This window comes from Chryseobacterium sp. CP-77, assembly GCF_036362765.1.
Lineage (GTDB): Bacteria > Bacteroidota > Bacteroidia > Flavobacteriales > Weeksellaceae > Chryseobacterium > Chryseobacterium cupriresistens.
On sequence record NZ_CP143637.1, the window covers coordinates 4,058,472 to 4,074,056 of the forward strand.

11 protein-coding genes and 1 riboswitch are annotated in these 15,585 nt (G+C 37.7%); of the genes, 10 read left to right on the forward strand and 1 reads right to left on the reverse strand.

Annotation, left to right across the window (positions count from 1 at the left end; all coding sequences use genetic code 11):
• Positions 1 to 14: 14 nt before the first annotated feature.
• From V0410_RS18175 to V0410_RS18185, 3 genes are all read left to right on the forward strand, one after another.
• Complete coding sequence (locus tag V0410_RS18175; protein WP_330745146.1) at positions 15 to 1,337, forward strand: DUF58 domain-containing protein; 1,323 nt, start codon at positions 15 to 17, stop codon at positions 1,335 to 1,337.
• 29 nt (positions 1,338 to 1,366) lie between these two features.
• Positions 1,367 to 2,305, forward strand: a complete 939-nt coding sequence (locus V0410_RS18180) for a proline dehydrogenase family protein (RefSeq protein WP_330745147.1) — start codon at positions 1,367 to 1,369, stop codon at positions 2,303 to 2,305.
• 75 nt (positions 2,306 to 2,380) lie between these two features.
• A complete protein-coding gene (locus V0410_RS18185) occupies positions 2,381 to 2,800 on the forward strand; it encodes an OsmC family protein (protein ID WP_330745148.1) in 420 nt (139 codons plus the stop codon).
• 76 nt (positions 2,801 to 2,876) lie between these two features.
• On the opposite strand, the gene V0410_RS18190 is transcribed toward V0410_RS18185, so the two are convergent.
• On the reverse strand, positions 2,877 to 5,492 hold the full coding sequence (locus tag V0410_RS18190) for an MGH1-like glycoside hydrolase domain-containing protein (protein WP_330745149.1): 2,616 nt from the start codon (positions 5,490 to 5,492) through the stop codon (positions 2,877 to 2,879).
• A gap of 188 nt (positions 5,493 to 5,680) precedes the next feature.
• A riboswitch (SAM riboswitch) is annotated at positions 5,681 to 5,787 on the forward strand.
• Between the two features lie 61 nt (positions 5,788 to 5,848).
• Between V0410_RS18190 and V0410_RS18195 the strand changes: the two genes are divergently transcribed.
• The 7 genes from V0410_RS18195 (at position 5,849) to metF (ending at position 15,468) form a co-directional block, all read left to right on the forward strand.
• Positions 5,849 to 6,787, forward strand: coding sequence for an alpha/beta fold hydrolase (locus tag V0410_RS18195; RefSeq protein ID WP_330745150.1), 939 nt, complete (start codon positions 5,849 to 5,851; stop codon positions 6,785 to 6,787).
• 5 nt (positions 6,788 to 6,792) lie between these two features.
• Positions 6,793 to 8,331 (forward strand): ACT domain-containing protein, encoded by a 1,539-nt coding sequence (locus tag V0410_RS18200; RefSeq protein ID WP_110008596.1) that lies wholly within the window; start codon positions 6,793 to 6,795, stop codon positions 8,329 to 8,331.
• Between the two features lie 124 nt (positions 8,332 to 8,455).
• On the forward strand, positions 8,456 to 9,616 hold the full coding sequence (locus V0410_RS18205) for an O-succinylhomoserine sulfhydrylase (protein WP_330745151.1): 1,161 nt from the start codon (positions 8,456 to 8,458) through the stop codon (positions 9,614 to 9,616).
• Positions 9,617 to 9,653: 37 nt separating this feature from the next.
• Positions 9,654 to 10,664, forward strand: coding sequence for a homocysteine S-methyltransferase family protein (locus V0410_RS18210; RefSeq protein ID WP_202840782.1), 1,011 nt, complete (start codon positions 9,654 to 9,656; stop codon positions 10,662 to 10,664).
• 83 nt (positions 10,665 to 10,747) lie between these two features.
• Positions 10,748 to 11,839 (forward strand): fatty acid desaturase family protein, encoded by a 1,092-nt coding sequence (locus V0410_RS18215; protein ID WP_330745152.1) that lies wholly within the window; start codon positions 10,748 to 10,750, stop codon positions 11,837 to 11,839.
• Position 11,840: 1 nt separating this feature from the next.
• Complete coding sequence (metH, locus tag V0410_RS18220) at positions 11,841 to 14,501, forward strand: methionine synthase (RefSeq protein WP_330745153.1); 2,661 nt, start codon at positions 11,841 to 11,843, stop codon at positions 14,499 to 14,501.
• 7 nt (positions 14,502 to 14,508) lie between these two features.
• Positions 14,509 to 15,468 (forward strand): methylenetetrahydrofolate reductase [NAD(P)H], encoded by a 960-nt coding sequence (gene metF / locus V0410_RS18225; protein ID WP_110008601.1) that lies wholly within the window; start codon positions 14,509 to 14,511, stop codon positions 15,466 to 15,468.
• Positions 15,469 to 15,585 lie beyond the last annotated feature (117 nt).

Below are 15,585 nucleotides of genomic sequence, written 5' to 3' on the forward strand. Positions count from 1 at the left end.
CTGCCACCTAACCAATGAAAAACTTATACATCAATACACGTTTCTTTTTTGCACTCATCGGAGTGGGGATTCTGTATGTCCTTGCATTTTTCTTTCCGGTGCTGATGTGGGTAGCCCATATCACACTCCTGATTTGTTTTTTGGCAGCAATGGTAGATTTTCTGTTGATTTTTAATCAGAAGAATGCATTGCAGGTTCAAAGGATTCTGCCGGAAAAATTGTCTAATGGAGATGAGAATTTTGTGAAAATTGATATCAAAAATAATTACAACTTTACCATAGCCACTAAAATTATTGATGAAATCCCGTTCCAATTCCAGAAAAGAGATTTTCTGATCGAAAAGCAGATCGCTTCCGGAGGAAATACATTTTTTCAATATTCATTAGAACCTAAAGAAAGGGGAGAATATCATTTCGGAGGTTTGAATGTATATGCATCATCACCAATAGGACTGATTTCAAAAAGATTTATTTTCCAGAAAGATGCAATGCTTCCTTCCTATCCATCCTTTATTCATCTCAGAAAATATGAGCTGATGGCCATTCAGAGTGAATTTTTATTAGGCGGAATCAAGAAAGTCAGAAAGCTGGGACATACCATGGAATTTGAGCAGATCAAAGAATATGTACCCGGAGATGATATCAGAACGATCAACTGGAAAGCAACTTCGAAAACAAATCGTTTAATGGTCAATCAGTTTCAGGATGAAAAATCACAGCGTATTTTTATGCTGATTGATAAAGGACGAACCATGAAAATGCCTTTCAACGGATTGAGTTTACTTGATTATTCTATCAATGCAACCATGGCGCTGTCTCATATTATTTTGAGAAAAGGAGACAGAGCCGGAATGATGACCTTTTCCAAGAAAGCTGAAAATAAAATTGCTGCAGATAATAAATCCGGACAGTTGAAGAAAATTTCCGAGGCACTTTATAATATTAAAACAGATTTCTTCGAAAGTGATTTCAACAGATTGTATCAGGATGTAAAATATTCCATCAACCAAAGAAGTTTAATTCTGCTTTTTACCAATTTTGAAACGTTAGACGGACTAAACCGACAGCTGAAATATCTTCGCGGAATTGCAAAAAACCATTTGCTGGTCGTGGTATTCTTTAAAAATTCAGAACTGCAGACGCTGATCAACAAAAATCCTGAAAGTATGCAGGAAATTTATGACGAGATCATTGCTGAAAAATTTGAGTTTGAAAAGAAACTGATCATCCAGGAACTCCGCAAATATGGAATCTATACCGTTTATACCCTTCCGGAAAATTTGAATATCGATATTATCAATAAATATCTGGAGATAAAAGCGAGAGGAATTTTATAAAATATGTAAATACAAATCACAAAAAATAAATGGAACTAAAAGAAAAAGCAGGTGCTCTGTTGAAAATAGCAGCATTAAATGAAGGGGCAAAGGAATATATTCTTAACAATCCTGAGCTCTTTAAACTCCTGCTTAAAGCAGCTAAAAGATATATAGGAGGCGAAAAAATGGAGGAAGCTATTGCTACTGCTAAAAGAATTAATGCTAAAGGAATTCCCACTTCATTAGAGTTTATGGGAGAAAGTACCCGTTCAGTGAAAGAGTCAGAATCGGTAACTCAACATTTCCTTCGTTTGATTAATAATGTGAAAGAAGAGAATATTAATTCTATTGTTTCTTTGGATTTATCACATATCGGACTTGCAATTGATAAAGATATCACTTATAGTAATTTAGTATTGTTAGCGGAATCAGCTTATAAAAAAGATATTGAAATAGTGATTAGTGCAGAAGGAGTTGAAAGAACTGATGATATTATTAATACCTATTGTAAAATATCAAACGATTTTTCAAATGTGGGAATTACCCTTCAGGCTTATTTAAATCGTACTCCAAAAGACCTTGAACGGATATTGGCTGAAACACAAGGAAAAATAAGAATTGTAAAAGGAGCTTTTGCTGTTCCTCCGGGACATGCTGTAGAAAGAGGAAAACACTTAGACGATTTATATATTAAATATATTGAAACTCTTTTCACTAATAACAGAAAATGTTCAATAGCTACCCATCATAATATCATTCAAAATAGAGTTAAAGAACTTATTGAACAATATGATATTCCAAAATCTAAATATGAATTTGAAATGTTACTGGGAATACAGGAAGACCTGTTGAATGAAATCCATAAAGAAGGTTACCCGTGCAGGCAGTATATTGTGTATGGTGATGAATGGTATCTGTACATGTGTAACCGAATTGCAGAAAATCCCGATAATGTTTTTCAGGCTATGGTTGATATCATGTCTTAGCCTCAGGTTTAATCCACAAAGTTTTTTATATTTGAATAAGAATATAAAAAGAATTCTGAATTATAAATTCTTACAATGAAAATTACACTCAACAGAATAAACGACGATTTTTTATTTGAATGTACCAATGCTCAGGGAAATTCTATTCTTTTAGATAATACTTCCCAGCCGGGAGCAAAAGGAGTTTCTCCAATGGAAAGTGTACTGATGGCTGTAGCAGGCTGCAGCGGAATTGATGTAGTTTCTATTTTAAAGAAGCAGCGTCAGGAGATCAGAAGCTTTCAGGCAGAGGTAGAAGGAGAGAGAGTACAGGTAGAAGATGCGAAACCTTTTAAATCAATTAATGTTAAATTCCTTCTGGAAGGAGAAATTGATCCTAAAAAAGCATTAAAGGCCGCAGAGCTTTCTTTTGAAAAATACTGTTCCGTATCAAAAACATTAGAACCGAATGTGGAAATCGGATACGAAGTCTTTGTGAACGGAGAAAAAATTTAATCTCTTATATAAAAAAGGAAAAGCCGGATGTTTCATCCGGCTTTTATATTACTCACTACCAATTACTCATTGCTAATTAAAAGGTGAGCCTTGGTTTTATCAGTTTTGCTACAGTGGCTGTCCATCCTGTCTGGTGAGAAGCACCCACACCACGGCCGTTATCACCATGGAAATACTCAAAGAAGGTAATATAATCTCTGAAATGTTCATCATAATTGAACTTTGGATTCCCTCCGTTGAAAGCCCTTTGGCCATGTTCATCCTTTAAAAATATTGAGCAGAGTCTTTTGCTGATATTCTGGGCTACTTCATCAAGGTTTCTTTTATCGCCGCTGCCTGTCGGAAGTTCTACTTTCAGACTGTTTCCATAATAATAATGGAAGCGCTGCAGGCTTTCCACAATCAGGAAATTGATAGGAAACCAGATGGGGCCTCGCCAGTTGCTGTTTCCGCCAAACATCCGGCTGTCACTTTCGGCAGGTGTATAGTAGACCATATTTTCCGTTCCGTGCACAGAAAAGACAAAGGGATTTTCTTCATATACCTTAGACATGGCGCGGATTCCGTAAGAACTCAGGAACTCGTTTTCATCAAGCATTCTGGTCAGAACTTTTGTCAGCCTGTTTTTACGAAGTATGCTCATCAGGTGTTTGCGTCCTTGTCCTTCCTCGTCCCAATGGGAAACGAGTTTGGTAAGCTCCGGTTTATTTTTTAAAATCCACTCCATTCGGGTTCTGAAATTCGGCATCTTTTCCAGTAAGCGGTGGTCTACAATTTCAACAGCAAACATGGGGATCAAACCAACAATACTTCTTAACCTCAAAGAAACACTGTCTCCGTTTCCAAGCTGCAATACATCATAGAAAAATCCATCTTCTTCATTCCAAAGCCCTTTTGTGCCTTCACCAAGATTTTCCATAGCCTCAGCGATGTAAAGATAATGTTCAAAAAACTTGATGGCCATATCTTCATACACCTGGTAATATTGGGCAAGTTCCATCGCAATACGCATCATATTCAATGCATACATGGCCATCCAGCTGGTTCCGTCTGCCTGTTCGAGGTGCTGGCCATCCTTTAAAACCATGTTACGGTCAAAAGCTCCGATATTATCGAGACCCAGGAAACCTCCTCCGAAAATATTTTTTCCGTTTTTATCCTTTCGGTTCACCCACCACGTGAAATTGAGCAGGAGTTTCTGGAATACTTTTTCTAAGAATAATAAATCCGGCTTTCCGTTATTTTTTTCATCAATTTTAAAAACACGGAAACAAGACCATGCGTGCACCGGCGGATTCACATCACTCATATTCCACTCATAGGCAGGAAGCTGTCCATTAGGGTGCATATACCATTCTTTCGTAAGCAGTAACAGCTGCCCCTTGGCAAACTCTGCATCGATGATGGAAAAAGGAACACAGTGAAACGCCAGGTCCCATGTTGCATACCATGGATATTCCCATTTATCAGGCATGGAAATAATATCCTTGTTGTGCAGATGATTCCACTCCGTATTTCTTACATATTCATTGAAATTTCTTGGCGCTTCAAAATTGGGATCACCTTTCAGCCATTTTCCGATATTATAATGATAAAACTGTTTGTTCCAGAGAAGCCCGGCAAAAGCCTGTCTCTGTACATTTCTCTCATCTTCGTTAACGGTATCACTCTGAATCTCCTGATAAAATTCTTCAGCTTCAGCCTGCCGGGTATTGAAAATTTCATCAAAGTTTTCAAAAGGCTCATCGGCTTCATCCGGGCACAATCTGAATTCAAAAACCTTTGATTCTCCGGCTCCGATAAGCTCATCAATCAGAAAAGAAGCCTTTGTTCCTCTTTTTTCGGGATTTACCGTATCCGTTTGATGGATAATATAATTATTAATTCCGTCTTTGAAATAAGTGTTTTCAACTGCAGGAGCTCCGTAAAGCTTAGAAGTATTGGTTTCATTATCACAAAATACACTTTGTGCATTTGAATTTCTGGAATACAGCTTCTTTATCGAAATACTGTCGTGGGCAATATTGATACTTCCGTCATGAGAAACATTAAGTTCTGCCTTATAGGTGTTGTATCCCCATTTCCAGTTATTTCTGAACCATGCTGTAGGTGCCACCACGATAGGTGCCTCATGCTGGCTTCGGTTACAGACTGTCACCCTGGCCAGAATATCATTGTGATCGGCTTTACAATATTCTATGAAAATATCAAAATATTCATCATTATCAAAAATCCCGGTGTCGAAAAGCTCATACTCAGGTTCCTTTTTGCTGCGTTTTCCATTTTCAGCAAGAATGTCATCATAAGGAAACTCATTGATCGGGTATTTATACACCATTTTCATATAGCTATGGGTAGGCGTATTATCCAGGTAATAAAAGATTTCTTTGATGTCTTCCCCATGGTTTCCCTGAGGATTGCTCAGGCCAAAGAACCGTTCTTTTACCATTTTATCTTTCTTGTTCCAGAATGAAAAAGCAAAACATAAAAGTTGCTTTACATCGGAAATTCCGGCAATGCCTTCTTCACCCCAGCGGTAGGCATAGCTTTCGGCATTATTATGATTGGTGAAATTCCAGGCATTCCCGTTCGGGCTATAATCTTCACGTACATTTCCCCACTGCCGGTTGCTTACATAAGGTCCCCAGTTTTTCCATTTGGTATCTTGTAATCTATCTTTTTCGGCGGTCATATGGCATCATTTTTCAATACGAAGTTAGTTTTTTTGAGAAGTAATTCCAATTTTTTTCATCTGAACAATTATTAATATGGTCTTGGAATACTTGTATTTAAGGGCTTTTTTAAATATTAAAATAATTTTTTTTTGAAATTAAAAGAAAAGAACTACCTTTGCACCATTCGTTCATTCAAATATTGAAAATGTTATCAAGAAAGGTTGAGGGATTAGACCCTATGAAACCTTAGCAACCCTTTGCGCAAGCAAAGAAGGTGCTACGTTCTACCAAATAATTTTGGACAGATAACTCACTGAAGTTCTTTTTCAGCCATTTCCTGTGGCATTTTCAATTGTATTAAAATTTAATAGAATTGAAAACAGAACTAAACTATATTAATCTTTCTTATCAAACTCATTCCCAAAAGGAATACCATATCCCGTTGAGCTATCAGCTCTTTGGGAAAGATCTGTTTACAGCCCCTGTTATCTTAATCAACCATGCTCTCACCGGAAACTCAAATGTATCCGGAGAAAAAGGCTGGTGGAAACAGCTGGTAGGGAAAAATCAGATTGTTGATACTGATCGATATACTGTTCTATGTTTTAATATACCCGGAAACGGATACGACGATTTTTTAATTGAAGATTATGAAGACTTTACTCCTTCAGATATCGCTGCGATATTTCTGAAAGGGCTTGAAGTTTTACAGATCAAAAATTTATATGCCATTATAGGAGGCTCTCTGGGAGGAGGGATTGCCTGGGAAATGCTTGCCCAGCAGCCTGATCTTGCTGAGATTTTTATTCCTATTGCCTGCGATTACAGAACGCACGACTGGCTTCATGCACAGTGTCTGGTTCAGAAATTTTTATTAAATGATAAGGAAGAACCATTACAGAAAGCAAGAATTCATGCCATGTTGTGCTACAGAACACCGCAGTCGCTCAATGACAGATTTCAAAACCAATATAACCAGGACAAACAACGCCTGGAATCAGAAGACTGGCTGGTTTATCATGGTAATGCACTAAACGAAAGATTTAGTTTGAAAGCGTACAAATTGATGAATCATCTCTTAATGAATATAAATGCTGCTGATACAGCACTGGAGAACATTCAGGCACGAATGCACATGATCTCCGTAGATACAGATTTATTTTTCCCGGCTTCTGAAATCCGAATGTGTTTTGAAAACTTAAAAGAGAAAAATAAAGATGTTTCTTATCACGAGATCCAATCTATACACGGGCATGATGCCTTCCTAATGGAATATCAACAATTAAATAATATCATTAAAAACATTTTATAGAAGTAATGAAAAATGCTAACGAAATAAAATTTTTGAAGAACAGATCAATCGTCAAATTTGAAGGAGAAGATTTCCTGGGAGAAATCGGGATTGACGGACGAATTTTTAAAGCGCTTACTTTGGCGCGTATCAGTGTAGGAGTAATCTCTCAGCAGGCCATAGAAAACGGAATTTCTATTCTGGTTCATGAAAATGATGCAGAAAAAGCAGTTGCCTGTCTTATTGATGAATTTGAGGCAGAAAGAAAATCAGGAAAAGTTTCTCAGATTTATAGTATCAATAATGTTTCTGTGATTGGTTTTGTAGCAGAAGATTTCAATAAAGTTTTTGCTGAGCTGGCAAGAAATAATGTTTTCCCGTTACTTTTAAATCAGGTGGCAGGAGAAAACAGAGTCAATATCGTAGTGACCTCTTCGCAGGATGAAAAAACAAGAAATATCATAGAATCTGAAATTTTCAAAAAGCCGAAGACCGTTCATCTGGCCATTATTGGTCACGGAAACGTAGGGAAAACCTTGATAGAACAGGTACTTGAATCTGCAGAAGAAATTAAAAAACGTAAAAAAATAGACCTTAAAGTAGTTGCAGTAGCCAACTCAAAGAAAATTGCCTTCAACAAAAAAGGGTTTGATGCCAATTGGGGAGATGAGGTTTTAACAGCAGAAAGACCGTCAAATGTTGAAGAACTGATTAATTTCTCCAACGAGAATCAACTGGAAAATCTGATCGTTGTGGATAACACAGCAAGCAAAGATTTTGTTAAAAACTATCATGCCCTGGCAGAAAACGGTTTCGATCTGGTTTCTTCCAACAAGATTTTCAATACCCTTCCGATAGAAGAATACAGAAAACTAAGATATACGTTGAATAAAAATAACAGACGTTACCTGTATGAAACCAATGTTGGGGCTGGATTACCTTTAATTGATACCATCAAATTACTGCACCTTTCAGGAGAAAATATCACAAGAATCAAAGGCGTATTCTCAGGAACATTGAGTTATGTGTTCAATAATTTTTCTTTGAGAGACGATAAATTTTCAACCATCATCAACGAAGCTTTGGAAAAAGGATACACAGAACCGGATCCGAGAGAAGATTTATCAGGAAATGACGTAGCAAGAAAATTATTGATCCTGGCGAGAGAATTAGACTTAATCAACGAGTTCGGAGATATCAATATCCAAAATCTTGTTCCTGAAAGTTTGCTTGAAGTTTCAAAATCAGAATTCCTTTCAAGACTGGAAGAACTTGATGAAGAATATCAGAAAATAAAAGAAAATCAGGAGCCCGGACATGTATTAAGATATGTGGGAGATCTACACGGAGATTTACAGAAAGATAAAGGTGAACTGGATGTAAAACTGGTTTCTGTTCCTGCAACTTCAGCATTGGGACAACTGAAAGGTTCAGACTCCATCTTTGAAATCTACACAGAAAGCTATGGCGAAAATCCAATCGTGATTATGGGGGCCGGAGCCGGAGCAAAGGTAACAGCAAGAGGAGTATTCGGGGATATTCTAAGAGTAAGTGAAACAAAATAATATTTAATGTAACAATCTAATAATGTACCAGTTTACCAATAATTGGTGTCGTTATTCTGAGCAAAGCGAAGATTTTAATTGGTACATTGTTAGACTGCTATATTGGTAAATTAATTAAAACTATATGGAAAATTTTGAAACATCAGCAATAAGAACCCAGACGGAAAGATCTCAGTTTGATGAGCACTCTACACCATTATATCTTACCTCCAGCTTTATATTTCAGGATGCAGAGGATATGAGAGCAAGCTTTGCAGAAGAAAAGTCTAAGAATTTATACAGCCGTTTCTCTAATCCAAACGTAACCGAGTTTACAGATAAGATTGCTAAAATGGAAGGTGCAGAAGCAGGATATGCCTTTGCAACAGGAATGGCAGCCATCTATTCTACATTTGCGGCGTTATTGAATGCTGGTGATCATATCGTAAGCTGCCAGTCGGTTTTCGGGTCGACACACACTTTGTTTACCAAATATTTCCCGAAATGGAATATTGAAACTTCTTATTTCAAGGCAGAAGATGCAGCAAATGTGGAGCAATACATCAAACCTAATACAAAGATCTTATACCTTGAAACTCCTACCAATCCCGCTATTGAAATTCTGGATCTGGAGTTTTTCGGACAAATTGCAAAAAAGCATAACCTTATTTTCATTGTAGATAACTGTTTTGCAACACCTTATCTTCAGCAGCCTATCAAATATGGTGCAGATATTGTTGTACATTCAGCAACGAAACTAATTGACGGGCAGGGAAGAGTTTTAGGAGGAATAGCAGTAGGAAAAGAAGATCTGATCAGAGAAATTTATCTTTTCGCAAGAAATACAGGACCTGCATTATCTCCTTTCAACGCGTGGGTATTATCAAAAAGTCTGGAAACATTGGCAATTCGTGTAGAAAAGCACTGTGAGAATGCCTTGAAGGTAGCGGAGTTTTTAGAAAGCCATCCTAATGTAGAATTGGTAAAATATCCATTCCTGAAATCCCATCCAAGCTATGAAGTAGCCAAAAAGCAGATGAAGCTCGGGGGAAATATCGTAGCCTTTGAAATAAAAGGAGGAATAGAAGGAGGAAGAAACTTTTTAGATAAGATACAAATGTGTTCATTGTCCGCCAACTTAGGTGATACAAGAACGATCGTTACCCATCCGGCTTCTACAACGCACTCCAAATTGTCAGACGAAGAAAGAAATGAAGTAGGAATTACTGCGGGGCTGGTACGTTGTTCAGTAGGATTGGAAAATGTGGATGATATCATTGCAGATTTAAAACAAGCCTTGGATTAATCCAAATAGCAACTGGTTTTAGCCAAAAAAGATTAAAATGAAAAATTCAGAACAATTATATAAAGCTTTATCCGAAAGAATTTTAATTCTTGACGGAGCGATGGGTACCATGCTTCAGAGATACAAATTCGAAGAAGAAGATTACCGTGGAGAGCGTTTCAAAGACTGGGAACATCCGGTAAAAGGAAATAATGACCTCCTTTCTCTGACACAGCCGCAGGCGATTGAAGAAGTTCACAAGAAATATCTGGAAGCCGGAGCAGACATCATTGAAACCAATACGTTCTCAGGAACTACGATTGCGATGGCAGATTATCATATGGAAGATCTTGTATATGATCTGAATTATGAATCTGCAAAGATTGCAAGAAAAGCCTGTGACGAGTACACCGCAAAAAATCCGGACAAACCGAGATTTGTAGCAGGATCTATCGGACCTACAAACAGAACAGCAAGTTTAAGCCCTGATGTGAATGATCCGGGATACAGAGCCATCACCTTTGAAGAATTGAGAGTAGCTTACAAACAGCAATGTGAAGCTTTGCTGGATGGAGGTTCAGATATTCTTCTGGTAGAAACCATCTTTGATACCTTGAATGCGAAAGCAGCTTTATTTGCGATTGATGAACTGCAGGATGAAAGAGGAATTAAGATCCCGATCATGGTTTCAGGAACTATTACAGATGCTTCAGGAAGAACATTGAGCGGACAGACCGCAGAAGCTTTTCTGATCTCAGTTTCCCACCTGAATTTACTAAGCGTAGGTTTCAACTGTGCATTGGGAGCAGATCAGCTGACTCCTTATCTTGAAACACTGGCTCATAATTCAGAATTCTATGTTTCAGCATACCCGAATGCCGGTTTACCAAATGCTTTCGGAAAATATGACGAAACTCCTGAGGACATGGCAAGACAGATTAAAGAATATGTAGAAAAAGGATTAATCAATATTATTGGAGGATGCTGCGGAACTACCCCTGAGCATATCAGGGCGATTGCAGATCTGGTGAAAGATTATCCGCCTAGAAAATTGAAAGAATTTGTCTGATTTGATAGATTTTTTTAATTAAAATCAAGAATGAAGGCTCGGTTATAAATATTATCTTTAAATAAACCACAAAATTTAATGTAATGGAAAAGCCGATTTACTTAAAAGATTCAGAAGATGTTAAGCTTTTTAATGAGTTGAGGAAGAAAGTAAACCAAAGGGTGGAAGGGATTTCTGAAAACAGGGACATCTATATTCAGATTAAAGCAGTTATTCTGCCGATGATCTATCTGGGATTATATGTTCTGGCTTTTTTGAATGCTGAAAAACACTGGATTTATATTCTGAGTTTTGTTTTAATGGGAATCTCTCTGGTTTTAATTTATTTAAACTTAATCCACGAAGCAGCCCATAATAACATTTATAAGAGTAAAAGACTCAATGGGCTAGTCCTTCACATTTTTGATTTTATAGGTGCCAACTCCTATATCTGGAAAAAAAGACATATCGCAAGCCATCACGCCTATCCTAATGTAGATGGATGGGACACGGATATCGAACAGAGCGGACTGCTTTTAATCGTACCGTGGATCAAAGCGAAAGGTATACAGAAGTATCAGGATAAGTTTTTCTTTTTAGTCTATCCGTTGTATTTGTTCAACTGGATGTTTATAAGAGACTTCAGAGACTTCTTTGATAAAGAAAGAGTGATTTTAAAAACCCAGGGAAAAATTCCCACCATTGAAAAAGTAAAAATGATAAGCTATAAGCTGTTCTATTTCTTTTATCAGATTGTGGTTCCTGTAATGTTCTTTAAAGTATCAATAGGGTTGGCTTTAGGAGCGTGGTTTTTACAGGTGATATCAGCAAGTATTTTTGCATTGTTTGTGTTACTGCCTTTGCATCCGCTTCCTGATAATGCCTTTCCAAAATTAAATAAAGAGAATGGTTTGCCGTTTAGCTGGCTTCGTCACCAGCTGGAAGTAACCAATGATCTCAAAGAAAATAACTGGTTTGTAAGAAATGTGTTGGGAAATTTCAATTTTCACGTTGCTCACCATCTGTTTCCCAATTACAGTTATATGTATTATAATGAAATTACAGAGGAGATTGAGGAGTTTGCTAAAGAACATGGTTTAGCATACAAAAGATTTCCGCTGATTACGGCTTTAAGTAAGCATAGGGATTTATTGAAGCAGAATGCCAATAATGCCTACTATATTTTAGAAGAATAAAATGAAGTATTTAAGATTATCAGGCCTCGAGCCTCTTATCATAACCCCGGAAAGTAATTTCATCAACGTTGGTGAAAGAACGAATGTTGCCGGTTCCAAAAAGTTTTTAAGACTTATCAAAGAGGAGAAATTCTCTGAAGCATTAGATATTGCCCGCCATCAGGTAGAAGGAGGTGCCCAGATTCTGGATGTTAACTTTGATGATGGTTTGATTGATGGGAAAGCTTCCATGATCAAATTTCTGAACTTAATTGCCTCAGAACCGGATATTGCAAGAATTCCGATCATGGTAGACTCTTCCAAATGGGAGATCCTTGAAGCAGGTCTTCAGGTGGCTCAGGGAAAATGTGTCGTGAATTCCATTAGCTTAAAAGAAGGCGAGGAAGAATTTATCAAACACGCCAAGGCCATCAAAAGGTATGGTGCAGCTGTCATTGTAATGGCATTTGATGAGGTAGGGCAGGCTGACAATCTTGAACGAAGAATTGAAATTTCAAAACGTTCCTATGATATTTTGGTGAACCAGATTGGTTTCCCCGCAGAAGATATCATTTTCGACTTAAATATCTTTCCGGTGGCAACTGGAATGGATGAGCACAGAAGAAATGCCATCGACTTTATTGAAGCCACACGCTGGGTAAGACAAAATCTTCCTTATGCATCCGTGAGTGGAGGAGTGAGTAATGTTTCATTCTCTTTCCGTGGAAATGATACGGTGAGAGAGGCCATGCACTCCGTATTCCTGTACCATGCGATTCAGGCAGGAATGAACATCGGTATTGTAAATCCGGCTATGTTGGAGGTTTATGATGAAATCAATAAAGAATTGCTGGAGCTGGTAGAAGATGTCATCCTGGATAAAAGAGAAGATGCTACAGAAAGACTTCTCGACTATTCCGAAAAGCATAAATCAGTTAAGAAAGAAAAGACTGAAGACTTAGAGTGGAGAAATAATCCTCTACAGGAAAGGATTACCCATGCTTTGGTAAAAGGAATCGACCGTTTTATTGAAGAAGATGTAGAAGAAGCAAGGCTAACAGCCGAAAGACCGCTTCATGTCATCGAAGTGAACCTGATGACAGGTATGGGAGTGGTAGGAGATTTATTCGGAAGTGGAAAAATGTTCCTTCCACAGGTAGTAAAATCCGCAAGGGTAATGAAAAAGGCAGTAGCTTATTTACAGCCTTTCATTGAAGCAGAAAAAGACGGAACAAAACCTGCCAACGGAAAAATATTAATGGCAACCGTAAAAGGAGATGTTCATGATATCGGCAAAAACATTGTGAGTGTCGTTCTGGGTTGTAACAACTATGAAATTGTTGACCTTGGAGTAATGGTTCCTGCCGAAAAGATTATTCAGACTGCCATTGAAGAAAAAGTAGATGTTATTGGGCTAAGCGGACTGATTACCCCTAGTTTGGATGAAATGGTGTACATCGCTTCAGAATTGGAAAGACAAAATTTAGATTTTCCATTATTAATCGGTGGTGCTACAACTTCAAAAGCACATACCGCAGTGAAAATCGATTTGAAATATAAAAATGCCGTCGTCCACGTAAATGATGCTTCAAGAGCAGTAAATGTTGTGAGTTCATTGTTAGGTGACAGAAATAAAGAATATGTTTCGGATTTAAAGAACGACTACTCTGATTTCAGAGAAAAATTTCTGAACAGACAGGTTGATAAAGATTATGTTTCAATCAAAGAAGCAAGGGAAAATCACTTTAAAATTGACTGGGAAAATGAAGAAATTTTCACACCGAATAATCTCGGAATAAAAGTAATTGAAAATCAGGATCTGAGAGAACTTCTTCCTTTCATCGACTGGTCCCCGTTTTTCAGAAGCTGGGATCTTCATGGAAAATACCCGAATATTCTGGAAGATGAGGTGGTAGGAGTTCAGGCGAAAGAACTATTCAAAGATGCTCAGGTCATTTTGAATAGAATTCTGGATGAGAAACTGTTAACAGCAAAAGCCATTTTCGGAATCTTTAAAGCCAATTCCAATGAATCTGATGATATTTTGATTTTTGACGAAAATAATAATGAGCAGGCAAAATTTTTAACCCTAAGACAACAGGCTCAAAGATCAAAAGGAAAAGACTATCTGGCGCTAAGTGATTTCATTGCTCCTCAAAGCTCTGGAAAAACCGATTATGTGGGAGCATTCTGCGTAACCACCGGATTTGGAACCGATGAGCTGTCTGCGGAATACGAAAAAGCCAATGATGATTACAATTCTATCATGGTCAAAGCTTTGGCAGACCGTTTTGCAGAAGCTTATGCCGAATTCTTACATAAAAAAGTCAGAACAGAATACTGGGGATACGCCAATCAGGAAAACTTAAGCAACGAAGAGCTTATTGCCGAAAAATATAAAGGAATCCGTCCGGCTCCGGGATATCCGGCATGCCCGGACCATCTGGAGAAGAAAACCATCTGGGATCTTTTAAAAGTAGAAGAGAATACTGGGGTTTTCCTTACAGAAAGCCTTGCCATGTTCCCAACAGCATCTGTTTCCGGATATTATTTCGGAAGCCCGCATGCCAAATATTTCGGATTAGGAAAAATTACAGCAGACCAGCTTGAAGATTATGCAGCAAGAAGAGGTTGTAGCATCCAGGAAGCGAAAAAATGGTTGTCACCCAATTTAGCAGATTAACATTAACATGAAGATAACAGAACACATTAAAAATGCAAATGGAAAAACTTTATTCTCCTTAGAAGTTGTTCCACCACAAAAGGGAATAGGTATTGAAGATCTTTATACAAACATAGATCCGTTGATGGAGTTCAAACCTCCTTTCATTGATGTTACCACATCCAGAGAAGAATATATCTATCTGGACAAAGGAAATGGCTTGATGGAGCGTCGTATTACAAGGATGCGCCCCGGAACCTTAGGAATTTGTGCAGCCATCCAGCATAAATATAATGTAGATACAGTGCCGCATCTTCTTTGTGGAGGTTTTACAAAAGAAGAAACAGAATATCTGCTGGTAGATTGTATGTACCTTGGAATAGATAATGTAATGGCCTTAAGAGGTGACGCCATGAAAGGGCATCAATATTTTGAACCTACTCAGGGAGGGCACGCCAGTGCGATGGATCTTGTTAACCAGATTAATGATCTGGGAAGAGGAAAATATCTTCATAACGAAGAACAGGTTTGTGATGAACTGAACAAATTCTGCATCGGTGTTGCTGGATATCCCGAAAAACATATGGAAGCGCCCTCCATGAATTATGATCTGAAGTGGCTGAAGCAAAAAGTAGATGCCGGAGCAGATTACATCGTTACCCAAATGTTTTTTGACAATAAAAAGTATATTGAATTCGTTCAGAAAGCAAGAGAAATGGGAATAACGGTTCCAATTATTCCGGGAATCAAACCTATTGCCACTAAGAAGCACTTGAAAATCCTGCCACAGGTATTCAAAATAGATCTTCCTGAAGAACTGATCAATGAGGTGGAAAATGCAAAAAATAATGAAGCGGTAAAACAGATCGGAATAGAATGGTCTATTGCTCAGTGTAAAGAACTTCTGGACTTTGGAGTTCCTGTTCTCCACTTTTACTCAATGGGGAAAAGTGATAATATTAAAAAAGTAGCCGGCGAGCTATTCTAATAAAAGTACCAAAATGAAGGAACCCTGCCATAAAAAGCAGGGTTTTTATTTTTAAAATCTGATACCGAATTAATTTTAAAGATAGAAGAAATGAAGAAAGCCGTAGGCTATACACCC